General features: G+C 50.9%; 22 protein-coding genes. 3 read left to right on the plus strand and 19 right to left on the minus strand.

All coding sequences use genetic code 11. From position 1 onward, the window contains the following. A partial coding sequence (locus ADU23_RS04820; protein WP_197286037.1) for a DDE-type integrase/transposase/recombinase occupies positions 1-588 on the plus strand: 588 nt, incomplete at its 5' end. 346 nt (positions 589-934) lie between these two features. Here ADU23_RS04820 and ADU23_RS04825 read toward each other — a convergent pair. From ADU23_RS04825 to ADU23_RS04890, 14 genes are all read right to left on the minus strand, one after another. Further along, complete coding sequence (locus tag ADU23_RS04825) at positions 935-3,742, minus strand: transglutaminase-like domain-containing protein (RefSeq protein ID WP_053372708.1); 2,808 nt, start codon at positions 3,740-3,742, stop codon at positions 935-937. After that, positions 3,729-5,225 (minus strand): DUF58 domain-containing protein, encoded by a 1,497-nt coding sequence (locus ADU23_RS04830; RefSeq protein WP_053372709.1) that lies wholly within the window; start codon positions 5,223-5,225, stop codon positions 3,729-3,731. Before ADU23_RS04830 ends, ADU23_RS04825 begins: the two co-directional genes overlap by 14 nt. After that, a complete protein-coding gene (locus ADU23_RS04835) occupies positions 5,222-6,241 on the minus strand; it encodes an AAA family ATPase (RefSeq protein ID WP_053372710.1) in 1,020 nt (339 codons plus the stop codon). Before ADU23_RS04835 ends, ADU23_RS04830 begins: the two co-directional genes overlap by 4 nt. Before the next feature lie 82 nt (positions 6,242-6,323). Continuing rightward, the gene (locus ADU23_RS04840; protein WP_053372711.1) at positions 6,324-7,658 is read right to left on the minus strand and encodes a polysaccharide deacetylase family protein; all 1,335 of its coding nucleotides are present in this window, start codon (positions 7,656-7,658) and stop codon (positions 6,324-6,326) included. A gap of 180 nt (positions 7,659-7,838) precedes the next feature. Next, positions 7,839-8,387 carry an RNA 2'-phosphotransferase gene (locus ADU23_RS04845; RefSeq protein ID WP_053372712.1) on the minus strand — a complete coding sequence of 183 codons (549 nt, stop codon included), beginning with the start codon at positions 8,385-8,387 and terminating at the stop codon, positions 7,839-7,841. 79 nt (positions 8,388-8,466) lie between these two features. Continuing rightward, complete coding sequence (locus ADU23_RS04850) at positions 8,467-9,597, minus strand: copper amine oxidase N-terminal domain-containing protein (RefSeq protein ID WP_053372713.1); 1,131 nt, start codon at positions 9,595-9,597, stop codon at positions 8,467-8,469. Between the two features lie 712 nt (positions 9,598-10,309). Next, entirely contained in the window at positions 10,310-11,155 is an 846-nt protein-coding gene (locus ADU23_RS04855; protein ID WP_053372714.1) for a MetQ/NlpA family ABC transporter substrate-binding protein, read from the minus strand. A 60-nt stretch (positions 11,156-11,215) separates the two neighbouring features. Beyond that, positions 11,216-11,878: a methionine ABC transporter permease gene (locus ADU23_RS04860; protein ID WP_197286038.1), complete on the minus strand. Its 663-nt coding sequence runs from the start codon at positions 11,876-11,878 to the stop codon at positions 11,216-11,218. Continuing rightward, complete coding sequence (locus ADU23_RS04865; RefSeq protein WP_053372716.1) at positions 11,875-12,876, minus strand: methionine ABC transporter ATP-binding protein; 1,002 nt, start codon at positions 12,874-12,876, stop codon at positions 11,875-11,877. Before ADU23_RS04865 ends, ADU23_RS04860 begins: the two co-directional genes overlap by 4 nt. Positions 12,877-13,114: 238 nt before the next feature. Further along, on the minus strand, positions 13,115-13,702 hold the full coding sequence (locus tag ADU23_RS04870; RefSeq protein ID WP_053372717.1) for a lipoprotein BA_5634 family protein: 588 nt from the start codon (positions 13,700-13,702) through the stop codon (positions 13,115-13,117). Between the two features lie 303 nt (positions 13,703-14,005). Continuing rightward, positions 14,006-14,488 (minus strand): thioredoxin-dependent thiol peroxidase, encoded by a 483-nt coding sequence (gene bcp / locus ADU23_RS04875; protein ID WP_053372718.1) that lies wholly within the window; start codon positions 14,486-14,488, stop codon positions 14,006-14,008. 60 nt (positions 14,489-14,548) lie between these two features. Continuing rightward, a complete protein-coding gene (locus ADU23_RS04880) occupies positions 14,549-15,340 on the minus strand; it encodes an ABC transporter permease (protein ID WP_053372719.1) in 792 nt (263 codons plus the stop codon). Between the two features lie 5 nt (positions 15,341-15,345). Further along, positions 15,346-16,140, minus strand: coding sequence for an ABC transporter permease (locus tag ADU23_RS04885; RefSeq protein WP_053372720.1), 795 nt, complete (start codon positions 16,138-16,140; stop codon positions 15,346-15,348). Next, on the minus strand, positions 16,137-17,162 hold the full coding sequence (locus tag ADU23_RS04890; protein WP_053372721.1) for an ABC transporter ATP-binding protein: 1,026 nt from the start codon (positions 17,160-17,162) through the stop codon (positions 16,137-16,139). The genes ADU23_RS04885 and ADU23_RS04890 overlap by 4 nt, the downstream gene beginning before the upstream one ends. 347 nt (positions 17,163-17,509) lie before the next feature. Between ADU23_RS04890 and ADU23_RS04895 the strand changes: the two genes are divergently transcribed. Next, positions 17,510-18,556 carry an LCP family protein gene (locus ADU23_RS04895; RefSeq protein ID WP_053372722.1) on the plus strand — a complete coding sequence of 349 codons (1,047 nt, stop codon included), beginning with the start codon at positions 17,510-17,512 and terminating at the stop codon, positions 18,554-18,556. Between the two features lie 98 nt (positions 18,557-18,654). Next, positions 18,655-19,968: a glutamate-1-semialdehyde 2,1-aminomutase gene (locus tag ADU23_RS04900; protein ID WP_053372723.1), complete on the plus strand. Its 1,314-nt coding sequence runs from the start codon at positions 18,655-18,657 to the stop codon at positions 19,966-19,968. 446 nt (positions 19,969-20,414) lie between these two features. Here the strand turns inward: ADU23_RS04900 and ADU23_RS04905 are convergent, their stop codons facing one another. The 5 genes from ADU23_RS04905 to ADU23_RS04925 all read right to left on the minus strand — a co-directional run bounded on the left by ADU23_RS04905 (position 20,415) and on the right by ADU23_RS04925 (position 24,902). After that, the gene (locus tag ADU23_RS04905; protein WP_231637313.1) at positions 20,415-21,572 is read right to left on the minus strand and encodes a PQQ-dependent sugar dehydrogenase; all 1,158 of its coding nucleotides are present in this window, start codon (positions 21,570-21,572) and stop codon (positions 20,415-20,417) included. 94 nt (positions 21,573-21,666) lie between these two features. After that, the gene (locus ADU23_RS04910) at positions 21,667-22,521 is read right to left on the minus strand and encodes an inositol monophosphatase family protein (protein ID WP_053372724.1); all 855 of its coding nucleotides are present in this window, start codon (positions 22,519-22,521) and stop codon (positions 21,667-21,669) included. A gap of 108 nt (positions 22,522-22,629) precedes the next feature. Continuing rightward, complete coding sequence (locus tag ADU23_RS04915; RefSeq protein WP_053377469.1) at positions 22,630-23,448, minus strand: sulfite exporter TauE/SafE family protein; 819 nt, start codon at positions 23,446-23,448, stop codon at positions 22,630-22,632. A gap of 107 nt (positions 23,449-23,555) precedes the next feature. Beyond that, positions 23,556-24,581 (minus strand): UV DNA damage repair endonuclease UvsE, encoded by a 1,026-nt coding sequence (gene uvsE, locus ADU23_RS04920; protein ID WP_053372725.1) that lies wholly within the window; start codon positions 24,579-24,581, stop codon positions 23,556-23,558. Between the two features lie 3 nt (positions 24,582-24,584). Beyond that, complete coding sequence (locus ADU23_RS04925) at positions 24,585-24,902, minus strand: hypothetical protein (protein ID WP_053372726.1); 318 nt, start codon at positions 24,900-24,902, stop codon at positions 24,585-24,587. Between the last annotated feature and the right edge of the window lie 173 nt (positions 24,903-25,075).

Below are 25,075 nucleotides of genomic sequence, written 5' to 3' on the forward strand. Positions count from 1 at the left end.
GTCAGCCGTCCCAAGTATCCACGAAAGCTCGCAGCTAATCATGAGATTCATGCACCGAACCAGTTATGGCAATGCGATATTAAATATGGTCATATTGCTGGACTAGATCGATTCTTTTTTATCTTAAGCTACATTGATGTATTTGACCGATCCATTGTGGCACAATACMGTGGTCCAACCTGTGAAGGGAAGCATGTCGTRCAAGCTCTTAAGGAGGCACTGAAGACACGCAAGCTTGATCCTAAGAAAGATGGAAAAGGACCTATCATCCGAACGGATAACGGCCCACAGTATATCAGTAACGTGTTTGGTGATGCCTGCGAGGAGTTCCATATTCATCACGAGAGGATCCCGCCAAAATCGCCGAATATGAATGCTTACATTGAATCCTATCATAGCCAGTTAGAGCGAGATCTTTTGCAAAAAAATGAGTTTGAAACGTTTGCAGATGCCTACGAAGCGATAGACCGATACTTAGACTTTTATAACAACCKACGTTTGCATCGTAGTATTTTTATGCTATCACCGACATGCTTCTTTCAAGCTTGGCGACAAAACCAAATACAGCCGATGGTGATYAAACTGTAACCGGKTTTTGAATTCTGGAGCATTTACTCGAAATAAAGTGCAAGCGTAAGAACCGACTATTGAATTCCAATTAAAACTCCAAAATTAAGGGGTCAAACCGGGATGAAATAAGATTTAACAATTAACAGGAAAAGCTCCTGCTAATTTTACGGATTTAGTGACTTTTTTCAGTTTAACTGGAATACCTCCCGTTAATTTATCGTCTCTTGCCTAAAATGGCATGAATGCTGAAAATTAACGGGAGAAATTCCTTTTAATGCGATTCAACTGCCATTCATTTTGCAAATTAGCGGGAGTTTTTCCTGCTAATTTGCAATCGTTCTCGATCTGTTATTTCGGCGCATGGTTATTTATGCGCTTTGACATCGATGGCTGACTTCTTCCGCTCTTTCTTCTGCTTTGCGGAAGAACGCTTCGTTCGTTGAGCGGGCTGCTTGTCCAGCACGCGCAATACGGTTCGCAGAGCAGCAGGCATCGGCGCTCCCGGCCACGGGCCGGGGGCAGCGAACTGCGCTTCCTCGATCCAGCTCGTAAGCTGGCGGAGCGCGTCCTGCTGCTCAGCCGCGAGCGCCGGTTCTGCGGCGATCGCGTATTCACGCGCGGTCTGGCCCCGCGCGTGCTCGCCGAAGCGGCGATGAAGCAGCGGCGCCAGCGCATTGGCGACGCCGATAAAGCTCTCGCGCAGCCGCTCGTCCGTGACTCGCTGCGCGGCACTTTCACCGCGTCCGCGCGCACCCTTGCGGCGGCGCGATGGCGTTATATCCGTCACATACACTTGTGACGGATCAGGCGCGGCTGCGCCGGCGAGCTTCGCGATGCCGGCGTGAGCCGCGCCGTAACGGCGCAGCGCCAGCGAAACGCGAAGCCGCTGGTGCTGCGCCGCAGCAATGGCCGCGGCCGCGAGCGCTAGCGCGGCCGCGCCTGCGGCAGCTACAGCGGCGGGCGATGCCGCCGCTGCGCCCTTGGCGGCGCCCCGCGCCGCCTGCGCGAGGGCGTCTGCCCCTCGCGCCACCGCAGAGGCGGCTTGCTCCGCCGCCGCCTCAGCCCAAGCAGCGAGGCCGGCAAAGCTCGCCTCGCTAAGCCCTAGGGGCTCGCTGCCGGCGCCGCTCGCCATTGCTGCTCCCATTGCGGGAGCAGCGAGCGCGCCGCCAGCAGAACCGGCTGACGCGACATTAACGACGCCGCTGAACCCCGGCGTCGGGTCAAAAGGCACCCAGCCTGCGCCTGGGAAATACACTTCGACCCATGCATGCGCATCAGAGCCTTTAACCTCGTAATTCACCAGCTTGGAGCCATCCATGCTTTCGCTCTCATGACTAGATCCTCCCGCGCTTGACGCAGCGCTGCCCGAGCTCTGTTCATCCCCATCTAACTTCCTCAATGTCTCTCCGTTTCCGCTGACGGGGGTTCCTGAAGTAAAGCCCTTCACCCACCTAGCAGGAATGCCCTGCGAGCGAAGCAGCACGACCATTGCCGTCGAGAAATGGACGCAGTAGCCTTCGCGCTGCTCAAACAGAAAGTGATCAACGAAATCGCTGCCCGCAGGCGGCGTTGTACTGCTCTCAAGCGTATAGGTGTAGCTCGCTTTCAAAAAATCCTCAATCGCCTTTACCTGATCGTAACGGCTCGTAACACCGCCGCCCGCTACTTCCGCAGCCAATGCCGTTACTCGGCTTGGAAGCGACGAGGGAAGCTGCAAATAAGGCTCAAGCTCCGCTTCCGTTAGGCTAGCAGCACCAGTATGCTTATCTCCTTCACTTAAGGCCATTCCGCCTTCTGTACGGCTTAATGCGCGCAGCTGCTCCCCGTCGGTAATCGACAGCACGCTCTCCACCGTGTAACGCTCCACCTTTGCCGTATCCGACTGCGGATATAAGGCGCTTTTCTCGGCATTGTATACATAGCTTCCCAGCTTGCGGCGCGGATCGGCAGCAACAAGCTCCGTCACGCGGCCGAACAAGCCGGACGAAAAGATCGGCATCCCCGCTGTCGGCTTAGTCCACACGACCGACTGCTGGATAACCGGGCCAAGCTGCTTGCTTCCCGCTTCCATCGCCGCCTGGGTCGAAGCCGCAACGTCCGTGCCTCGTATAGGCATTAGAACAGAGCTGCTTTCAGTATTTTGCCAGCCGCGTCCGTCATATAAAATCTTTGATTCTCCCCGCCAATAAGCTTTGACGGCCGAGCTTCCCACAAATATAACGCTGTCGTCCTTCCGCACGGGCGCTCCCAGCTCGCTATCGTCAAATCCATAACCCGTAAATGCGCCGCCGAGCTGGTCGAAGCCGGTCTGCCCCATCGTAGTGATCGAGCCGTTTTGCTGACTGAGCGAATGTACAGCTTGCTCGATTCGATCGTTGAAGGTGGTCGTCCAGTTCACGGGCGGCATCGCAGCTTCGCGGCCGCTGGCGAACAACAAGCCGCAGCCAAGTATCGTCAGCACGACAAAGGCCGAGCCCGTCAGCCAGCGCATATCAAGCGCTTTTAGCTTCCCAACACCTGAATCAATGATACGTTGAACACGCGGAACGGAGACTACCGCACCAAGCAGCAGCCCTTCTGTTACGGTCCGCATCAATCCGCCCATTACATCAATGCCAAGCCATATATGCAGCAAAATCAAATAAACTAGCGTAATGAACGCAATGCCAAGCGCCGTCTGGCGCATCCACAAAAGCGCCTGTAAAGCCGGAGCCAGCATAGCCCAGCCAATAAAGAGCAGCAGCGTCCGAAGCTCTCCCGACATCGCCCATAATCCGCTTTCCATAAGGAGCATGACATGCTCCTTCATCATCGCCGGAAAGCTAAGCAGCCATTGCAGTCCGCTCTGATCGGCACCCTTATACAGCCACATAAGACTTAGCACGCACAATATCACATTCATCGGAAGCGTAGCGGCAAACGGCAGGCGAAACAAACCCGCCAGCATTACGAAGCCGATGATTAGAAGAAGCGGTCCCGGGTTATAAATATTCGACCATAGTCCGGCATTCATCCATGGCAGCAGCCATTCCGCAAGCAAGCCGAACAGGAGCAGGCTCGTGATCAACCGATAACCAAACGACTCTTCTTCCGCCTCGCGGCGCGTCAGCTTGCCGCCATCCTGCAATCCTTTATCCGAACGTCCCGCAACGAAGCTTTTATGCAAGCTCATGAGCAGCCCCTCCTTCCTCGGCATAAGGAAGTGCGTCCATGCTCGCGGGAACATGCAGCCACGTCACCTTGACGCCGCCGCTTTCCAGCCACCTCTGCTGCTCACGCATTGCGAAGGTAGGCACGCTGGCACGCGTAACGACAAACAACTCCAGCCTGCAGCCTTGCTCCGCAGCATATCCGGCAAGCTCGCCCCAGCTCCGACCGCCTCTCCAGTCGGCGGTGAACACGAGTATCGTGCCTCCGCGATTAAGCGAATTGGCCCCGCTTGCAAGACTTCCAGCGAGTGAGCCTCTTCCGTCCGCACGCAGCAAAGCCATCGCATGCAGCATGCCAGACAAGCCATCCTGGGTATTCCCATCTGGTGAGGTATGTATTGCCGCCTGACCTTGTCCAAGTAGCAATGAAATGGCACTGCCAAACGAGGCTGCTTTTGAAACGGCAAGCGCCGCCCATCCCACGCAAGCATCAAACAGGCGATCATCACGGTCATATGCAGAGGCAAGCGTGTCGACAGCGATAATCGTTTTGACAGGCTGCTCCAGCGGGTGGATTTTAGTCTGAAGGCCGCGCCCTTTGGCGGCGCTGCGCCAGTCCAAATGACGCAAGGAATCTCCTTCGCGGTATGGTCGGCTATCCGGACCGATCCCTGCTGCTCTTACAGCCGCTTCGATTTCCTCTCGCCCTGCTTCTCCGCGAGAGTCCACCGCTCTGCCTGCAAGCAATGAGGGCACTGCCTGAACTGCAGCACCGCCGGCGCGTTCCGGTTTATACGTGTTTTGTTCAATAGGCAAACCCGGCAAAATCACAAACTCTGCTTTCGCTTCAATTCTTCTATGGATAGCCGTTAATCCCAGCCAATCGCCAACCGTAACCGTTACATGCTCGAAAGGATGCCTCCCGCGCCGCAAATTGTGCAGCGTGTACAAGAAAGTCGTTTCCTTGCGCAGCACAGGGGTAAATACCGAGCGAACGCTGATTTCACGATTTGAAGCCGAGCTTTCATTGATCGTTTGCTCTCGTACCGCTAACCAGACGAAGGGAACGAGATAGGACCGCCTGATCGTCAAATGAATCGTCAGCTGTCCGCCATCCCGCATTTCTTCACGCGGCATTACCCGAGTGGCACGGAGTCCGGCAGCACCCATCATTGGCGCGATTCCGCTAATGACGATAATCATGCTCAGCACGGATGCCATAAACCATTCCACCGCGCCGCCCCGCAGCACAACGGCTGCTAGGCTTCCTGCCCAGCCCGCTCCGATGATCGCCCATGCGATCCATCTAGTCCGGTACGTGCCCGCAAGCTCCTCATGCTCCAGACTTGCTCGCTCAGCCTTTTTCACTTGTTCCGATGCTGCCTTCTGCCCGCCGCCGGCCTGCTCAGCGTTGATATGCTCTTGTGACTGTGAATATAAGCCCTCGGTCACCTCTGTATCCTGCAACCCTTCCATTAGTCTTCCATCCTGAAAATTCGCATTCATCTTCGTTTCCCGCTTCCTGCGGCAGCTGGCATCGGACAATCGCGAATCGTGCGGCTGATGACAGCAGCAGCATCGCTGCCATTGGCATGGGCATTAAAACGAAGCGACAATCGATGCGGCAGCACGGCATCAGCCGTCGCCAGCAAATCATCAGGAACCGCGTAGCCGCGTCCTTCCATATAGGCATTAGCCTGCGATGCCCGCAGCCAGTCACGAAGCGCGCGTGGGCTCAGCCCCAGCACAACCTCTGGCGCGCGGCGCGTAGCGTCTGCCACCTGTACCATATATTCAAGCAATGCCGGATGCATATGCGTCTGACGCGCCTCCGCCTGCATTTGCAGCCATTCCTCCGTTGCAATAACAGGGCGGAGCCGCTCCGGCTCGATCCGGTTGCCGTCTGCATACTGCTCCAGCATCCGTTTCTCTTCAGCGGAGCCAGGATAACCAATCGTCAAGCGCATCATAAACCGATCCAGCTGCGCCTCCGGCAGCGTATTGGTTCCCTCGAAGCTAAGCGGGTTTTGGGTTGCGATCAGCATGAAAGGAACAGGCAGCTTGCGCGTTTTCCCTTCGACCGTAACACGTCTTTCCTCCATCGCCTCGAGCAGCGCGGACTGCGTGCGCGGCGACGTCCGGTTAATCTCATCGGCAAGCACCACATTGCCCATAATCGGGCCAGGGCGATAGACAAGCTCGCTTGTCCGCGCATCCAGTACGACACCGCCAACGATGTCAGCCGGCAGCATGTCGGACGTAAACTGAATTCTTTTAAAATCGCCGCCTACCGCTCTCGCAAATGCCTGCGCAAGCAATGTTTTGCCAACTCCTGGTACGTCCTCTAACAGTACATGACCGCCTGCCAGCAGCGCGGTTAACGTATTTCGAATGACCTGCTGCTTGCCTAGCAGCACGCTCTCTACCTTCACTAGCAATCGATGCAGCAGCACCTGCGGCGCTTCGGGCCAATGGCTATAACGATCCTCTTTCGCTTCATCTGAGAACTGTGGAGAAATCATCGTATAAATCGCCTCCTGAAAAATAAATCTATCTATTTTTCAGTTTCCCCAGCTTTCTCTCTCTTTAGACCTGCTAGAGGTGCTATGTTTGTTCTGTCATCCAAATTTCACGCTGCCGATCGTTATAAATATATTTTGTAATCTCCATTCCGAATTTTTGCAGCGTCGATCGCACCGGGACAACAATTTCGTCCGCTTGTCGGGCAGTTGATTGGTTAGCCGGGCTCGGCAGCGCCAATACCCGATTGCCATCTATGTAGCCTTCAATTGCGCCGTGGTCCATATCGAATTCAACGCTGCCGTATATCCATTTCGTGAGCTTAAGCAGGGATACTTCAATGGAGCCGTCTCGCAGAATGTAGTCCTTCGCACCAAGCGTCAAGCTTTCTTGACCGCGGTGCAAAATAAGGCTCGGCGCATTTTTTTCTGCTTGCGCAAGCTTGCTGCTTTGATCCAGCTTCTCCGAAAACTGAACCAGCTTCGCTTTCTCCGGCTGCGTCGCCAGAGCCCTGCTCCATTTCAATTGCTTGGCCACCCTGAATTGAATGGGCTCGATTTGATCCGTTATTTTCGCAAAAGAGTAACCTTTGCTCTTGTAATATTTTATAATCTCGGGCAGCGCCTTTACCGACTCTGCATGCCCCGCGCTGTCATGGAGCAGCACATTCAGCGTGTTAGCCAGCTTTGAGCTTTTAATCGCGGATAAAATCTCCGAGGCAGGCACGCCTACCCTTTTTGAATCTCCGCTGTCCACATTCCAGTCATGCACCTGATAGCCAGCTGCGGCCATCGCGTCAAAGTAGCTCTGGTCAAAATTGGTGTACGTCCCGCCCGGCGCCCGGAACAGCGTCGTTCTTACGCCGGTCGTGCGGTAGATGGCTTCGTCCGTTTTCATGACCTGATCGGCAAACTCAGCAAAGCTTCCGTACAGCTTCTCGTATTTATGATTAAACGAATGATTGCCTATTGAATGGCCTTCTTCGATGATTCGCTTCGCGATTTTCGGCTGCTGAAGCACATGCTCGCCCAGCACAAAAAACGTCGCCGTAATCCCTTCCTTTTTCAAAATATCAAGAACTTGCACCGTGTTTTTACTCGGGCCGTCATCAAACGTCAGATACAAAATCTTTTGATTGGGATCTATTGGAGCTGCCCCTTTGCCTTTGCTATCAGGATTAGGCGCTGCTGCAGCAGGGTCAGCTTTGCCGCTCTCTTGAATGACTTTATTTTCATAGGATGTCTGCTTAGCAAGCAGCGGCTTTGCCTCATAAAAAACAGCGGATGAACCAGCCGCGCTTGCTTGTACAATATCCTGTTCTCTCGCAGCCTCGCCTTTGTACGCCAAAAAACCTCCAAGCTCAAACAAGCCAAACCATACGACCATTACACAAATCGTCGCCTGCAACACACGCCGCATTCCATCTGCCACCCTTCTCTACCTATGAATAGGAACTCTCGTTCATTCTGATAGATTATATGAGCAGCCTCTCTAGTAAATGACTAAACCAATAGCTTTCTTATACAAAAAAGCCAACAACAGCTGCTTCCAGCCGTCATTAGCTTTATCTGTTACATCTATTCCCGGTCCCAACCGGCGCTACTTTTCTTCTTCGATCAAAACATAAGCTGCAGGGATAAAGTCAGCCAACCACACAACCTCATCTCCCTCATAAAAGGCAACGCCATCTCGCCAAGCCCGCTCTGCGTCAATGCGAAGCAGCACCGGCTTTTTGTCCTTGCGTCTGCCCACATTCCATGCCGTAGCCGCCTCGATAGAGAGATGGACATTTTGCCTTGCCATCGGCTTTAAGCCTTGCTCCATGATGAGCGTGAGCAAGCCCGGCGAAGTTCCATGATAAAGAACGGAAGGCGGCTTTTTTGGCTCCCTCGCAATTTGGTCAGGCACCGAGTGACCGTATATGGCTCTTATTTTGCCTGCGGCAAGCTCATGCCTTTTCTTCGGAATGGCATCAATGATCGCCTGCAAATCACCTTCCTGAAGCTGTACCCATTCCTTGCGCTCTCGCAGCGCCTCTATTAAATGATCTGTCCGCACCCAGCCCTCTTCATCCAGCTCCAAGCCGGCACTCCATGGCGCATGGCGCAGCACGTAGGATAGCTCCTTGCTTAGCTTGTGATAGTCCATAACAATCCCCTTTGGTTCATTGATAAAATTTATGGATTCCAAAACCCGCGTGTCCTAGACGGTGTGGGAGTTTGGATCCTTATTCAGAAATGGCAAAACGGTAAGTATTATTATCCTTATCATATGGAAACTCATTTTTGAAAACGAGCGTATCACCGTCTCTTTTGATGATTTTCAAGAAATCTCCCAAATAGGGCATATCGTTTGTTTCCACATATTCCTGGTGCTTCGCATCAAGCAGCTCCTTGTATAGAACGCTGATTTTCCCTGTATCCCTGTCCACTAGCTTCAAGATCCCGCTCTTGTTGGCACGAAGGAGGAATACGTCGTTATCAAAATACTCCACAAAGTAATTGTCATCTTCTCCGCCCAGCTTCACTAAGTCGATCGTTTCAACGACCTTCCCGGTGCCGTCCTCGATCAGCCGCAGCGTTTTCCCATCGATCAAAATGAGCCGTTCGTTAAACTTAGTTGCATTCAGCTCAAGCCGATTCCAATAATGGACGCTGGATTGCTGAATGACTTTCCCCTCTTTTATTACAAGCGTAAATTGTTGATTGTTCAGATGAGGTTCTCCGTAGTTGTCCGCTAAGTTTACCACCAGCAAGCCGCCCTGCGTTTTTTGGAAGCCAATGTTCAAATACTCCCAAATAGGTGCTCCAAGCTTTGTAAGCAAACGCTGCGTACCCTTGCTGTCTGTCACATAGATATCGCCGCTTTTGCCCTCTATCGCATATTTTAATCCTTCAATGACAAATTCGTATTTTTTGAATGTTTGCAGATGGTCGGCTTTGAATGTCTTGCTGCCGGCGTCCCAAGTTATGTTTTTGCCGTTAAGGGCATTTACGACAAAACGGGCTGGCAGATAAAGCTCTTTATTATAAAGGAATGGAGCACCATCCAGCTTAATCATTTTTCCATCCACCATGCCAGTAAGATTGCCAATCCGTACGGCAAAAGATTTCCTCCAGCCATTGAATTGTGCCCGTTTGCCGGTAGAGTCCCAGCTCAGCTCCAGCCGCGACTGATTGATTACGCCAGTCATCGGAACGAATGTGACCCCGTTTTTCACAAGAGCTGTCCCCGAAATGCTCCCCGTGCGGCCGTCATCCCAGCTGAACTGATATTTAGCCTGCGCCGCAGCACCCGCTGTAGTCGGAAGGATGAGCAATAATGCCAGAATAAAGGCGGTTATCCCCCTTTTCATCATCAAACATCTCCTCTTCTTCAATTAAATGGATTTTACATCTCTTAATAACGCGCATTCTAAGGTAAAAGTTGCGATGGAATTAAACGGCCTGCCGGCTCGGGGAGACTGAAAAATATATCAACGGTAATTCGTCTTAAATTCACACATTTGCACATTCTCGCATATCCATAGCCGCATCCGACTCCTCACAGGAGCAAATTTCCTCAAACCATAACCGTTGAACCGAGTTAACAGGAAAAGCTCCATCTAATTGTCCGTTGCAGCAGCGAATAAAACCACTTAACCGGAAAATCTCCCGCTAAATGGATAATCTTCACCCCAATTGGCTAAAAAACAGAAAATTAACGGGAGAAAATCCATCTAAACTTGATTTAAGCCTGAAATTTCTAGAATTAGCGGGAGCTTTTCCCGTTAATCTCTCAGCCAGAGCTAATTCTGTAGCAAGTTAAGCTGACAGATGGTTAAGTAAGCTGCGGTTTGGCGTTGGAATTGATGGATTCGTGATGGGTGGATATGTTACTGGCAGGTAGCCGTTGGATGGATGATCGCTGTTTCACTGACGTTTGTTGGCTAATTGATGGTTTTGTGTGTTGGGGTTGGGGTTGCTTGCTGCTCGTTTGTCTTCTGATCCCTGCCTAATCCTCTAATCCTCGCATTTAACAAAAAAGCGCCCCTGCCAGCTTGGCAGGGGCGCTCCTCGTGCTAATGGCGCTTAAAATGCTGCTACAATCGCGCCTTTATATTTTTCCTCGATGAATTTCTTTACTTCTGGCGAACGAAGCGCTGCTGCCAGCTTTTGGATCGCATCGGAATCTTTGTTGTCCGGACGCGCAACTAGGATGTTCACGTACGGTGAATCATTGCCTTCGATAAACAGCGCATCCTTTGTTGGAACAAGATCGGCTTCAAGCGCATAGTTCGTGTTGATTAGCGCAAGATCTACCTCGCCAAGCACGCGCGGCAGCGTCGCTGCTTCCACTTCCGTGATCGCAAGCTTTTTCGGATTTTCAGTAATGTCGGACACCGTACCGTTAACGCCTACGCCATCTTTAAGCTTCAACAGCCCGTGCTCTGCCATAAGCGCAAGCGCACGTCCGCCATTCGATGGATCGTTAGGAATGACAACCTTCGCGCCATCCTTTAATTCTTCGATTTTTTTGATTTTTTTCGAGTAAGCGCCAAAAGGCTCGATGTGAACGCCGGCAACGTTAACAAGGTCATAACCTTTGTCCTTGTTGAATTGCTCTAGATAAGGCGTGTGCTGAAAGAAGTTAGCATCGATATTTTTCTCAAAAAGCTGTGTGTTCGGTTGAACATAGTCGTTAAATTCCATAACTTCAAGGTTTATGCCTTGCTCTTTCAGCATCGGTTTTACAAACTCAAGCAGCTCCGCATGCGGTACAGGGGATGCTCCAACCTTCAATGTAACCTCGGACGGTTTACCTGTCCCCGCTCCATTAGTGCCGCTTGTATTGCCCTCGGCGTTTTTGTCTTGCCCGCATGCTGTTAATGCGAACATTAGCATCAGGGTAATGATCATATAACTTGTCTTTTTCATCTTCATTCCTCCATGTTGTTAGATCAGTCTAAGCTGACTATTTTTCAAAAAATACTTACCCTATTTTCTGCTATAACGACGCACCAGCGCATCGCCGATCGTTTGCAGCACTTGAACGAGCACGATCAGCAGGGCAACGGTAACGAGCATAACATCGGTTTGGAACCGCTGATAGCCGTAACGCAGCGCGAGATCGCCAAGTCCGCCGCCGCCGATAACGCCCGACATCGCCGTGTAGGAGACGAGCGTAACCGCCGTTATCGTCACCGCAGCCAGCAAGCTGGGGCTGGATTCACGGAGCAGCACGCGGCGCACGATATCCCATTTTGACGCGCCCATCGCCTGGGCAGCCTCGATGACTCCACGATCCACCTCGCGCAGCGACGTTTCCACCAGCCTCGCAAAGAAGGGCGTCGCCGCTACGACGAGCGGTGGAATCGAGCCCTCAACGCCAAGCGTCGTCCCTGTAATCAGCTTGGTAAGCGGCATAATCAAAATCATGAGAATGACGAACGGTACGGACCGCAGCACATTGACGATAAAGGATAATACGCCATATACAAGAGGCTGCTGCAGCAGCTGCCTGCGAGAGGTTAAAAATAGGATGATGCCGATGATTAGTCCCAAAATAATCGTAAATACGAGCGATGCTGTCAACATATAAAGCGTATCTTTGGACGCATCCCATATTTCCGGCCACCGAACGTTTTCGAAGCTCATCATATCGCCTCCACCTCCAGCCCATCCTTGCGCAGCACGGCAATAACATGTTCAATTTCCTCATTGCTGCCGATCAGCTCCACGATAAGCTGGCCATATGGCGTTTGCTTCATTCGTGACACGGTACCCTGCAAAATCGCAAACTGCACCGAAGTAGGCTTCACTGCATTGTACAAAATCGGCTCATAGGTCAAATCGCCGATATACGTCATGCGCAGAAGACGCCCCGAGCGCCCGCGCAGCAGCTGGCCGTTCGCCCCGCTGTCAGCCACTTGATCAACAAAATCGCGAGTAACGGGATGCTCCGGCCTTAGAAAGACATGCAGCACATCGCCCATTTCAACGATTTCACCTCCGTCAATGACAGCCACGCGATCGCAAATCGAACGAATAACGTTCATCTCGTGAGTAATAAGCAAGATCGTTATGCCAAGCTTCTCATTAATGTCGAGCAATAAGGACAAGATCGAATTGGTCGTTTGCGGGTCTAGCGCCGAAGTCGCTTCATCACAAAGCAGTACATCCGGATTGTTCGCCAGTGCCCTTGCAATGCCGACGCGCTGTTTCTGGCCGCCAGACAGCTGCGCAGGAAATTTATCCGCATGCCCCTCAAGCTGAACGAGCTTAAGCAGCTCGTCTACACGCTTGTTCACTTCGGCCTTCGAAAGCTTAGCCAGCACAAGCGGAAAAGCAATATTATCTCTAACCGTGGACATCGACAGCAGGTTGAAATGTTGGAAAATCATTCCGATACGACGCCGCTGCGTTTGCAGCTGCCGCTCGGATAAGCCAGTCAATTCCACGTCACCTACGTTCACAGAGCCCGACGTAGGTTTCTCGAGCAGGTTGACACAGCGCAGAAGCGTGCTTTTTCCCGCCCCGGAATGGCCGATGATCCCAAATATTTCACCTTTTTTGACTGTCAAACTAACGTCCCGAACCGCTTCTACCGAAGCAGCTCCTACTCGGTACGATTTTTTTATGTTACTGAGCCTGATCAGTTGAATAACCCCCTATCGGACAAGCAAGACCATATTGTATAAATGAGTCAGCATACTGTCAATGTCAAAAATATCCATTTAATGTCATTATATCATTCGATTATTTCTGCACGCCTCTAAGCGAGCTTTCCCTATTGTTTCCTTACCCCATTTTTTTACTCTACTAAACGCCGTAAAACACAGCAAAAAGGCGCCCAGCAAGCAAAAAATCTACTTACGGGACGCCAAGCTGTAACCATTATTTTATGTTGACCAACTGCTGCGTCTCCACCTCGAATGTGCCCATTAATTTTTCAGGGTTTTTGTTGAATTTCAAAACCGCCATCGTTTTCTCCGTCTCTTGCAGCGAGGACCAGTGTGCGTTCTCCAGCACAACAAACTCATCTGCGTAAGCCCGGCCATCTCCAATGATAAGATTTCCCTCATATTTGACTGCAAGCGCGCCATTGTTTCCATTGATCTTGTCAGACTCTTTTTTGGCGAACAATAAGCCCTCTCCTTTTGAAACGGGCGGCAAGGAAACAACAGCCTCCGTCGTACCATCTTCTTTCACTTTCATAAGCAGCTTTTTCTGGATCAAGCCATCAATCGTCGCTTGCGATACATACATCACTTTTTGCCCACCGGCTTCAGAGATTTTGATCGTGTATACATCGCTTGCTTTTAACTGCTTCGCTTGCTTGTCCAAAACATCTTTGACCTGCTGCTTCTCACCGTATACGATCATCCCATTTGCTTGAGGAAAAATCTTATCCATAAGTTTTTTCCCGCCAAACCCCGCGATAACAATGACAACGACCAGCACAATCGATACTATTTTTTTCATTTTCCGTCTCCTTTATATTTTAGTTTGGTCTGCCTTATATTTTAAAGGAATCTTTCCCTGTAAAAATAACGACAATAATGACGGCAGCGACAGTCGTTATGGTTCGTATCCAATCACTCATTCGTTGTTGCCTCCTTTTTGAATCGTTTATCTAATACCTATCCTATAGAAATGACCGACTATCAGCCATCGATTAGAGTGACAATATAAGTGACAAATTTGTAAGATACACTGAGCTAAAAACAGAAACAGGGCGATGCAGATTTTATCATCTGCACCGCCCTGTATTTAAGCTTCCATCTATTAGCGTGCCGCTTGCCGGAGCTGCTGCACCGCTTCAAATACCTGCTCGGCATGGCCCTTGACCCTTACCTTGCGCCATTCCTGAACCAGCTTGCCATCTGCATCTATCAGGAACGTCGATCTTACAAGTCCCATGTACTCTCTGCCGTAAAGCTTCTTTAACTGCCACACGCCGTAAAGCTCGCACACCGCGTGCTCCGTATCCGCAAGCAGCAGGAAAGGCAGCTCCTTCTTCTCGATAAAACGCTGATGCGATTTTACCGTATCGAGGCTGATGCCCAAAATAACGGTATTATGCTTCAGCATCTCCGCGTTAGCGTCACGAAAGTCGCAGGATTCCTGGATGCAAGCTGTCGTCATATCCTTCGGATAAAAGTAGAGGACCACATTTTGACCACGGTAATCGCTAAGCGATACATCCTCACCATTTGAAGCCGGCAATACAAAATCCGGTGCCGTATCTCCTATTTGAAGCTGTGTCATCTAAAATCCTCCATCGCTGTCTCATTAACGAATCGTATGAAATCAATCGGAAAGCTCCGTTTAGGAGCCCGCTCCGCGATAACGCTTTACCCCGTGGTTCCACAGCCAGAGCCCCAAAGAAAATACGATAATGCCCATAACTGGCGTCATAAGCGCGAGCCGTGACAGGTCATCCGCCTTTTTCTCAAGGAAATAAGACGCTGGAATAACGCCAACGAAAGCAAACGGCAGCAGCCATGTCAGCACGAACCGAATCATTTTGTTATAAATATTAACCGGATAACGGCCGTAGTTTTGAATGTTGTACATAAGCGGCACGATGCCGGTCGGCGCGTCAGAATAAAAGGATATAGCGCTGAGCGCCGTATATAGTCCCGCGTAAATAAGAACCGCGCCCAGTACGAGCAGCATAAGCATCAATAAATCGAGCAGTTGGAACGGCAGATCGAGCTGCGCCCAGCATAGAGCCATAATGATCGCCCCGACGAAGGAGCCAATCAGTGACGGCGGATCTACATTTTCGAGCAGAACCTGATATAAGCTGTGAGCCGGCCTTGTAAGGACGCGGTCCATCTCGCCTTTGACAATGTAGCGCTCGCTGAAATTCCAAATGCTGAAGAAGGTGCTGAACACGCCGTAAGGAATCATGAAGAATCCATAGACGAACACAACTTCGGCCTCCGACCAGCCGCCAAGCGACGGCGTATGCTGGAACACAATCAATATGAAGATGAGGTTCATCCCTTGGAACAATAAATCCGACAGCACCTCAACCCAGAAATCGGCACGGTAGGTCAGCCTTGTTTTTGCGTAGTTTTTAATGTACTCCCAGAACAATGAAGCGTATCTCATGTCTATTAACCCCCTTGCACGAACAGCCGCTTGCGAGCAGCGCGCCACGTCAGCCAGATTGGCACCAGCAAGCCTGCAAACCATAACACTTGAATGCCGAATACAGGCAGCACTTCGCTGCTCGGCGTCCGTCCTGTAAACACGGAGCTAGGCAAATAGGTGATAGCCTGGAACGGCAGCCACTGCATGATTGCGGAGAGCCACCCTGGGAAGAAGGCAATCGGCACGACCACGCCGGAAAACAAATCGACCATAACCCGCTTCATCCGCATCATGCCTTCGTTATTTTCAACGAAAAACGCAAACAAGCCGGTCAAAATATTAATTTGTGAATTGATAAGAAAGCTAAAGAACAGCATGACTAAGTAAATAAGCCATGTCATTGGATCTGTAGGCAGCGTAACCGGAAAAATGAGACAAACGATAATCATCCCCGGCACCATGAACAGCAGCATTCGGAATAACCCCTCGCCGAAGCCTTGCATCATTTTGACGAGCAAATAGGAATAAGGCCTGATCAGCTGAACCGCGACGCTGCCGTCCCGAATCTCATTTGCAATCTCGCGGTCAAGGTTGTTGAAATAAAAGGCGCGAGCCATCCATGATACCGCAACGTATGTTGTCATTTGGGTCACGGTAAAGCCGGCAAGCGTCTCCTGATCGCCGTAAATCGCCTGCCACAGAAAGTAATAAGCGCCTATGTTAATGGCATAAATGATAATGCCGCTATAATAATTAACGCGGTAAGCCAGCATCATAATAAACCGAATACGAATAAAATCGATATAAGCGCTCATCATGACTGGGCTGTCTCCTTCGTGGTTGAAGCGGAGCCTGAGGAGTATATGCTGCGGACGATATCGTCCGTATTGGTTTCAATGATTTTGATGTCGCGAATCTCAACGCCGCCAACAACGCATGACAGCGCATCGGATACGTTAACGGTATGCGGCAGCCACATTTTCGCGCTCACGTCGCTCTCCATCGTCCATGTTACGTCATGCGCAGCCGTCAAATGCTGCAGGACTGAAAGCGGCGTATGCCCCGCAAACTGGAACTGGATTTCGCGGCCCTTGCTCCAGCGGTTTTTCAAATCATCAAGCCCGCCATCATAAATGATACGGCCGTCATCAAGCATAATGACGCGTGAGCATAGCGCTTCAATATCCTGCAAATCATGTGTCGTCAGCAAAATAGTCGTTCCCTGCTCCTTGTTCATTTGAAGAAGGAAGTCTCGGATTTCTGTTTTCACGACGATATCGAGGCCGATGGTCGGCTCATCTAGAAACAGTATCGACGGATTGTGCAGCAGCGAAGCGACAAGCTCGCAGCGCATCCGCTGTCCGAGGCTCAGCTTGCGAACGGGACGGTTGAGCAGATCGCCAAGCTGGAGCCGCTCTACAAGCTCGTTCAGCCTTTTGCGGAAATCCGCCTCTGAAACCCGGTATACTTTGCGCAGAAGCTGAAAGGATTCAATAACGCCGATATCCCACCATAATTGCGAGCGCTGCCCGAATACGACGCCAATGCCGTTTACGAATTTCTCGCGATCCTTGAACGGCACATAGCCGTTTACCTTGAGTTCTCCTGACGTTGGCACCAAAATGCCCGTCAGCATTTTGATCGTGGTTGACTTGCCTGCTCCATTCTCTCCTATATAGCCGCATATTTCGCCTTGCGGAATTTGAAAGGAAATATCTTTAACCGCCGTTACCTCATTGTACTCGCGTTTAAACAAGTCCTTGAGGGCGCCGGATAGGCCTTCGCGGTTCTTTTGCACACTGAATTGCTTGCGTAAATCCTTTACATCGATTGCTAACATCTGGTTGTTATAGCCCCTTTCGCTTCGACATTTCCTAGGAAATAGCGATCTTTTCTTACCTAAAACGATAAAACTTGCTTCTGCATGTCGTTCAGCTTTATAATTTTATGATATGTAATCATACAGTAGTTCACGCCTAGCGTAAACGGTTGAGTCTGCCGGAGGCAGTTCAGCTTCCGTTTGCCGATGAAATATACGCACTTATATTTCCGGCGCAACCTGCTCCGCTAGCCTTCTTCCTGGATGCGGACCATTCGCTATGCCATCTTTGTTCATGCTTACATTTGAAATGTACCCTCTTGGGACAAAAAGATCCAGCAGCATCTGAAGGGAGCACGTCTAACGAAATGCCTAAAGAGACGAATAAGAAAAGAAAGTGGAAATGGTTGTACATCAGCCTCTCCGTAATTCTAGGCGCGGCGGCAGCATTTGTCATTTACTGGAGTGTAGGCATATATAATGCGCTGGATAACTTCAGTGATCCGGAGGCAACGAAGGCGCCTGTCGACGGCGTTGAAGCTACGCCTGTTCCGATCCCCGAATGGGAGGGCAAGGAACGCGTTAATATTTTGCTGCTTGGCGGTGATGCTCGTGGGGTTGATGAGGGCCAGCCGGCTCGTTCAGACTCCATATTGGTCGCTTCGTTCGATCCTGTTACCAAGAAAGCGCATCTGTTCTCTGTGCTGCGGGATACTTACGTCAATATCGAAGGACATGGCAAAGGCCGGATCAATACAGCGCTTACTCTAGGGGAATACCCGCTAGCGATGAAAACAGTCGGCGATCTGCTTGGTCTCGACATTCAATACTATGTATATACCGACTTTGAAGGCTTTAAGAAGCTGATCGATACGATTGGCGGCATTTACTTCGATGTCGAGAAAGATATGCATTACACGGACAACGCGGACGGCAACCGTTACGATATCGATCTCAAAAAAGGCTACCAGCTGCTCGATGGCGATAAAGCGCTTCAGTACGTCCGCTTCCGCCACGATGCGATGAGCGACTTCACGCGGACCGGACGCCAGAGAGAATTCTTGCAAGCAGTGGCAAAGGAACTTCAATCGTCTTGGAACATTATCCGCATGAAAAAAATTCTGGATAGCGTTCAGCCTTATGTGAAAATGAACATCACCGTGCCTGATATGCTGAAGCTAGGCCAGCTTGGCGTCAAAAGCCATGTAGCCAGCACGACGCAAATCCCGCCGATGGAACTTATCGCTGAGGACCGTGTTGGCGGCGCCTCCGTCATTGGAATCAGTGACGAGGATGAGCTTCGCTCCTACGTACAAATGACGCTTGAGCAGGATGATACGGTGCCCACGCCTACCGAATCCGCTACACCAAGCGACGGTACGGCAAGCAGCTCCAATACCAACTCGAAGCAGTAACCTATAGATACACGCAACGGCGAGCTTGAGTTGCGTGTATTTTGCTTCTTTTTCTACAACCATTATTCACAACTACTTCAATTTGGAGGCTACTTTCCATGACCTTACAACGACCCAATTCAGAAAAGCTATACGAGGAAGCATTGCAGCATATCGTCGGCGGCGTCAACAGTCCCTCCCGTTCCTACAAAGCGGTAGGCGGCGGTGCCCCGGTGTTTATGAAACGCGGCGAAGGCGCATATTTCTGGGATGTCGACGATAACCGTTACATCGATTATTTGGCGGCATACGGCCCCATTATAACCGGGCATGCTCATCCACATATTACGGAAGCTATCGTTCGTGCCGCGCAAAACGGTACCTTGTACGGCACGCCTACCGAGCTTGAAATTACGCTCGCGCGCATGCTGAAGGAAGCTATCCCTTCACTCGACAAAGTTCGATTCGTCAACTCAGGCACTGAGGCAGTGATGACGACCATTCGTGTCGCACGCGCCTATACCAAGAAAAGCAAAATCATCAAGTTCGCAGGCTGCTATCACGGCCACTCCGACCTCGTGCTCGTCGCGGCAGGCTCCGGCCCATCGACGCTTGGCATTCCCGATAGCGCTGGCGTGCCTGCTAGCATTGCAAGCGAGGTCATTACCGTTCCGTTTAACGATCTGCCTGCGCTTAAGGAAGCATTGGATCGCTGGGGACACGAGACGGCCGCCGTCATGGTCGAGCCGATTGTCGGCAACTTCGGCATGGTAATGCCGCACGAGGGCTTCCTGGAAGGGCTCTGCAAGCTCACGCGCGATGCCGGCGCACTTGTCATCTATGATGAAGTCATCAGCGCATTCCGCTTCCATTACGGCGCTGCGCAGACGTATGTCGCTTTCCCGGACCATAAAGCGATTGAGCCAGACTTAACGGCGCTTGGCAAAATCATCGGCGGCGGCCTTCCGATCGGCGCTTACGGCGGACGCCGCGAAATAATGGAGCAGGTCGCTCCGCTTGGCCCTGCTTATCAAGCAGGCACGATGGCCGGCAATCCTGCCTCCATCTCCGCGGGCATCGCCTGCTTGGAGCTGCTGCAGGAGCAAGGCGTCTACGACAGAATGAACGCGCTCGCGACTAAGCTCGCAGCAGGGCTGCACGCTGCCGCTAAGCAACATGACATTCCGCTCACGATCAATCAAATTCGCGGTTCATTTTCCGCCCATTTCTGCGATCATCCCGTTACCAACTACGATGAGGCGCAGGATACGGACGGCGAGCTATTCGGCAGATTTTTCAAGCTCATGCTGGAGAAAGGCATTAATCTAGCGCCATCCAAATACGAAGCTTGGTTCTTCACAACCGCGCATATAGAAGCCGACATTGATGAAACCATTGAAGCCATTAATTATGCTTTCGCTAAACTGAAATAAACCCATACAAAACGGATTATCTCAAAATCAGTAAATTTCCTCGAAATGATTACTAACTTGGAACCGAAAGTCTGGATGACGGCTAGCCGCTCGTTTGGCAGGGAGAATGCGAAGAGATAAGGCTAATTTCTAGACTTATTTCTAGAATTTCAGCTTGCTTGAGTGAAATAGAGCTAGTTTCTAGCTCTATTTTCCTTTGGCGGCGCCCCGGAGGCTCATTTTCAGCAGAATGTGAAGAAATAAGGCTAATTGCTGGACTTATTTCTAGAATTTCAGCTTGTTTGAGTGAAATAGAGCTAATTTCTAGCTCTATTTTCCTTTGGCGGCGCAATTGCCGGAGAAGCGACATCATTTTAGGTAAAAAAAAGAACCGTCCCTAAAGGTCTTTCCAGACCTTTCGAAACAGCCCCGTTTTGCGCTTCATGCGCTGCGTCATGTTCGCTTTGCTATTCAATTGGCTTAAGCAGCAGCAGACGATCATCCGTCTTTGCCGGAATGCCGCGGCCATCGGTATTGTTCGTAATGACGTAGATGCGTCCATCCTTCATTTTCACATCACGAAGCCTGCCTTCGCCCTCGAATACGACAGCCATTTCCTTTGTAGCCGGGTCGAACCGGTAAAGCGCGCCTCCCATCAAGGTCGCAATCAAAATGCGGTTGCTCTTATCCATCGTCGCTCCTGATGGTGCGATTGCCGTTTCCCCTGAATGGTAAAGAGGCGTTATCAATCCTTCGTGCTCTTCATCGCCATAAATGGTCGGCCAGCCGTAATTGCCGCCCGCATCAATCACGTTAATCTCATCATGCCCGCCGGGATCACCCGATGGACCATGCTCCGTATTAAACATCACATTTTTATCATTCCATACGAGCCCTTGCGGATTGCGGTGCCCATACGAATACACATATGACCCAGGAAAAGGATTATCCTCCGGTACCTTGCCATCAAGCGTCATTCGCAAAATTTTACCGGCTAGGCTGCTTCGATCCTGCGCTAACTCCCTTTGCTGGGCATCTCCTGTCGTTACATAAAGGAGCTTATCCGGTCCAAAAGCCATCCGGCCGCCATCATGGTTCGCTGCTCCCGGAATCCCTTCAAGAAGCGCGCGCACCTCATCCCATTGCTCGCCATTTTGCTTAAGGAGAACGACTCTGTTCAAAATACGGCCTTTTTCCTCATAGGTATGATAGGCATATGCCATTTTGGACTTTGCAAAATCCTGCGCCAGCAGGAAGCCAAGAAAGCCGCCCTCGCCAAGGCCATGTACGCCTTTTTTCAAGCGCACCGCTTGACGGGTCATTTTATTGCCGTCAACTTTGACAACATTCCCTTCCCGCTCGCTAATATAAACGGTATCATCATCGAACGTGATCACCCACGGCACACGAAGGTCCTGCGCCAGCACCTCGTACGCTGCGGCTGTGTCGTCCGTCTCTGTAGGTTCGCTCGTTTCCGTTTCTAGCGGCTTATCGGTTGCTTCGGCTGCCGGCGTATTTGTCGATGGAGGTGATTCGGAAGTTTTAGTAGACTCGCATGCAGCCAGCATGCCCACGCATAGCATTGTCATCATTAGCGCGGCTATTCGTTTTCTAGCAGTCATCATCGTATGTTCCTCCCTCTCAATCAGGCATGAGCTATAACTAGAGACAAAGAAGGACAGCGTATCCGCCAGCAAGCAGTACGTTGTCCTTCCATCATTACTTATTTGCTTCCGCTTCGGCTAACGCTGCGATTAGCTCCTCTTGAATATGTCCATTCGACGCTACGACGTTGCGAACGCCCAAGTCGTAAGGCTCGCCAGTCGTGCTGCTTACGACGCCGCCCGACTCCTGCACAAGCAGGGAGCCTGCCGCCAAATCCCAGCTGTTAAGCCCAATCTCCCAAAATCCGCTCAGGCGACCTGACGCGACATATGCCATATGCAGTGCGGCAGAGCCGGCAATACGAAGATTGCGAACCTGCGGAGCTATCGCCTGTATGCCCTTCAAGTTCAGCGGTAGCGCATAATGGTGATCGGCCGGGAATCCGGTTGCAATAAGGCTGTCACGCAGCGTGTTATCGCTGGACACCTGCATCCTTTTGCCATGAACATAGGCTCCCTTGCCTTTCTCTGCGACAAACATTTCATCCTTCATCGGATCGTAGACGACACCGACGATAACTTCGCCGTTATGAGCAAGCGCAATCGATACGCAGAAATAAGGAAAGCCGTGTACGAAGTTGGTTGTTCCGTCAATTGGATCAACAATCCACAAGTATTCAGCATCCCGAATATTTTCAAGCGCACGCGTAGAAGCCTCTGGCCCAGGCTCTACACCCTCCTCACCAAGAAAGGAATGGCGGGGAAAATGAGTCAAAATCAAATTTTTAATCAAGCGCTCCGAGCCTTTATCTACTTCCGTAACAAGGTCATGTGAAGAGTACTTTATATCAAGGCTTGCATGATTGCCAAGCTTCATTTTAATCCATTCTCCTGCTTTCGACGCGCAGTTGATTGCGACAGCAGTAAAGCTTTTCCCGCCTACAACGGAAGCATTGTTCTGGTCACTCACGGTCCATCACTCTTCCCTCTATGTAAATTTACGAACTGTTGTACCCACGTTATCTTCTATTACGCATGAAGCGTATCTCAAGTTTCGCATAAGACTATTTTCACAGTATTAAAATGATCTAACACCTTCAATAATTAATTGTGCGGCCAGCAGAAGCAGCGTTACTCGGAGCAGCCACAACAAACCTTTGCCGCTCATTTTCACAGCAATGGCAGCGCCTAGCTTGCCCCCGATCCAAGCTCCCGGCACTAAAGCCAGCACAAGCATCCAATCCGTCTCTCCCAAATAGATATGCATGCCGCTTCCAAGAATAGATGATAAAAAAATGACAAACATCGACGTAGCCGTAGCCAAATGCGGCGGAAAACGGAACAGCAGCACCATAAGCGGTACGAACAGCGAGCCGCCTCCAATTCCGAATAAACCCGAGATCAAGCCTACGCCAAAGCCAATGGAAAGCGCTGGAGCGATGCTATAGCTGTACGTATGCACCTCACCGGAGGCATCGGTCATCGTTCGAACGGTCGACCATTGTTTAGAAAACGGTTTCATATGGTCTCGAGCGATCAAAAGCGATGCCATCAGCAGCATAAAAACGCCGAATACAAGCTGGAACACGCCGGCAGGGAGCAATCCTGTCATTGCCGAGCCAAGCATGGCAGCGGGACCGCTCGTTATAAAAAATAACCAGCCGCTGCGAAAATCAACAATTTTCCGCTTGGCATAACTCAGTGTTGAAGCAAGTGCCGTAACGACTAACACCGTTAATGAAATGCCGACAGCCGTTGCGTGCCCAATTGCTTCGCCCGTCAGCACAGGTCCGATCAGCATGAGCACGGGAACGATAATAATGCCGCCGCCAAGTCCAACAATGCTGCCGAACATCGCCGCCACGACGCCGAGCAGTACTAGAAGTATCCATTCCATGATGCGATCACCTTTTTCAGCCATATTCGAGTTACTGCTGCGGGAGAGACTGCAAACATATAATAACACCGCCAAGGTTTGGCCTTGACGGTGCTTACATTCAATCATTAGTGGTGAGCGTCAATCTCTATTCGTCCGCCATCTAACACTTTGACACCTGCTCCGCTTTGTTCCATTTGCTTAAAATCGTCCATGAGCTTGAATAAAGCCTCGTCCTTGCTCTTAGCCTCAAGCATGCAGTCCAAATATTCGGTGCTGCGAGCCGCCTGCCTTAGAAAATGAACTAATGGCTCTGCCTCCACAAAATCCGCATGACCACGGGGATCGGATACGCTTTTGGGACTGGAAGCATGAATTTTGCATGGAAGCTGACTAGCGCTTGTAAAGCCCAGCCTTTCTCGTTCCTTCTGCCAGGTTCGCTCTATTCTCGGCCATATGCCGTTGTAAAGCTCGTCCTCACTGACATCGCCATGATTCACGGCATGATGGTGAATATCGAGTACCATCGGAACCTCGACTTGCTCAGCTGCCTCAAGCGTCTCCCTTGCGTTAAACGTTTTGTCGTCGTTCTCAAGCGTGATCCGGTGTTTAAAACGAGGCGACAAGGCGCTGAATTGACGGATGAACCGCTCCCCAGCTACAGCCTTGTCGCCATATGCTCCACCGATATGTATGTTGCATTTGGTCGCTTCGTCCAGCCCCATCGCCTCTAACATTAGAGTATGATGGAGCAAGTCCAGTTCCGACTTTGCGAGCACCTCGGGCCTTGGCGTGCTGAACACGCAAAAGTGATCCGGATGAAAGGACACTCGAATACCATTTTTCTGGGCGTATTCGCCGACTTCTTGAAAAGAAGGCGCTAGAGCCGCAAATGGATTCCATTCCAACAAATTCTCATGCGTAGCAAGCGGGATCAGCTTGGACGAAAATCGATACATTTGAATGCCGCTAGCTTTGCAATGCTTCAAAATGCGCAGCGTGCTTCGCAGGTTCTCCTCCGCAATACGCTCCAACTTTCGGATGCCCGCCTCGCGGTCGTCCAGCTTCGAGAAGTTAGCGAACGTCATCGTTCTGGACGGTGATGCATTCTCTACCTGCAAGCTCATGGCGACAAAACCTAATCTAACGATCATTGTTTAAGCCCTCTCGCCAAAAAACATTTCAAAGGCAAGCGCCGTTTGAACCTTTGCTTCTTCGTCAGTCAGCTTTCTCACGAGCTCCATCTCCACTTGTGTCACTTCTTCGCCTTGGAAATTAATTTCCGCGATAGAAGCTAAAATGCGGACAATCGCTATCGCCTCATTGGCTGGTGTATAGGCAATAACCTTCTGGCCCGTCGGAAATACGCGAAAGCCGCTCTTCATCATTTTGCCCCGACCATACTCCAACAATTCATACAGCTCTTGTTCGGACTTAAATTTGCACACGGAGTTAAATTCAGTCGCAAAACCCATATTTTTTCCCTCCTTTCAGTGAAATTTCAACGGGGATTCTACCAAACCTTCAAAGGCTACTACCAACCTTAAAAGGCTACTACCAAACCTTCAAAACCTTTTCGAACCCACCCAAACCCTCCCTTCCAAGGGAGGGCCCCAAGGGTTGCACCCTCTGGACTCCCGCAACTGGA

This window comes from Paenibacillus sp. FJAT-27812 (assembly GCF_001273905.1).
GTDB lineage: Bacteria > Bacillota > Bacilli > Paenibacillales > Paenibacillaceae > Pristimantibacillus.

Excerpts from the sequence above, each read along its gene's own strand:
- ADU23_RS04825 (WP_053372708.1), bottom strand. The coding sequence starts at position 3,742 with ATGAGCTTGCATAAAAGCTTCGTTGCGGGACGTTCGGATAAAGGATTG.
- ADU23_RS04830 (WP_053372709.1), bottom strand. The coding sequence starts at position 5,225 with ATGAATGCGAATTTTCAGGATGGAAGACTAATGGAAGGGTTGCAGGAT.
- ADU23_RS04835 (WP_053372710.1), bottom strand. The coding sequence starts at position 6,241 with ATGATTTCTCCACAGTTCTCAGATGAAGCGAAAGAGGATCGTTATAGC.
- ADU23_RS04840 (WP_053372711.1), bottom strand. The coding sequence starts at position 7,658 with ATGCGGCGTGTGTTGCAGGCGACGATTTGTGTAATGGTCGTATGGTTT.
- ADU23_RS04845 (WP_053372712.1), bottom strand. The coding sequence starts at position 8,387 with ATGGACTATCACAAGCTAAGCAAGGAGCTATCCTACGTGCTGCGCCAT.
- ADU23_RS04850 (WP_053372713.1), bottom strand. The coding sequence starts at position 9,597 with ATGATGAAAAGGGGGATAACCGCCTTTATTCTGGCATTATTGCTCATC.
- ADU23_RS04855 (WP_053372714.1), bottom strand. The coding sequence starts at position 11,155 with ATGAAAAAGACAAGTTATATGATCATTACCCTGATGCTAATGTTCGCA.
- ADU23_RS04860 (WP_197286038.1), bottom strand. The coding sequence starts at position 11,878 with ATGATGAGCTTCGAAAACGTTCGGTGGCCGGAAATATGGGATGCGTCC.
- ADU23_RS04870 (WP_053372717.1), bottom strand. The coding sequence starts at position 13,702 with ATGAAAAAAATAGTATCGATTGTGCTGGTCGTTGTCATTGTTATCGCG.
- bcp (WP_053372718.1), bottom strand. The coding sequence starts at position 14,488 with ATGACACAGCTTCAAATAGGAGATACGGCACCGGATTTTGTATTGCCG.
- ADU23_RS04880 (WP_053372719.1), bottom strand. The coding sequence starts at position 15,340 with ATGAGATACGCTTCATTGTTCTGGGAGTACATTAAAAACTACGCAAAA.
- ADU23_RS04885 (WP_053372720.1), bottom strand. The coding sequence starts at position 16,140 with ATGATGAGCGCTTATATCGATTTTATTCGTATTCGGTTTATTATGATG.
- ADU23_RS04890 (WP_053372721.1), bottom strand. The coding sequence starts at position 17,162 with ATGTTAGCAATCGATGTAAAGGATTTACGCAAGCAATTCAGTGTGCAA.
- ADU23_RS04895 (WP_053372722.1), top strand. The coding sequence starts at position 17,510 with ATGCCTAAAGAGACGAATAAGAAAAGAAAGTGGAAATGGTTGTACATC.
- ADU23_RS04900 (WP_053372723.1), top strand. The coding sequence starts at position 18,655 with ATGACCTTACAACGACCCAATTCAGAAAAGCTATACGAGGAAGCATTG.
- ADU23_RS04905 (WP_231637313.1), bottom strand. The coding sequence starts at position 21,572 with ATGATGACTGCTAGAAAACGAATAGCCGCGCTAATGATGACAATGCTA.
- ADU23_RS04915 (WP_053377469.1), bottom strand. The coding sequence starts at position 23,448 with ATGGAATGGATACTTCTAGTACTGCTCGGCGTCGTGGCGGCGATGTTC.
- uvsE (WP_053372725.1), bottom strand. The coding sequence starts at position 24,581 with ATGATCGTTAGATTAGGTTTTGTCGCCATGAGCTTGCAGGTAGAGAAT.
- ADU23_RS04925 (WP_053372726.1), bottom strand. The coding sequence starts at position 24,902 with ATGGGTTTTGCGACTGAATTTAACTCCGTGTGCAAATTTAAGTCCGAA.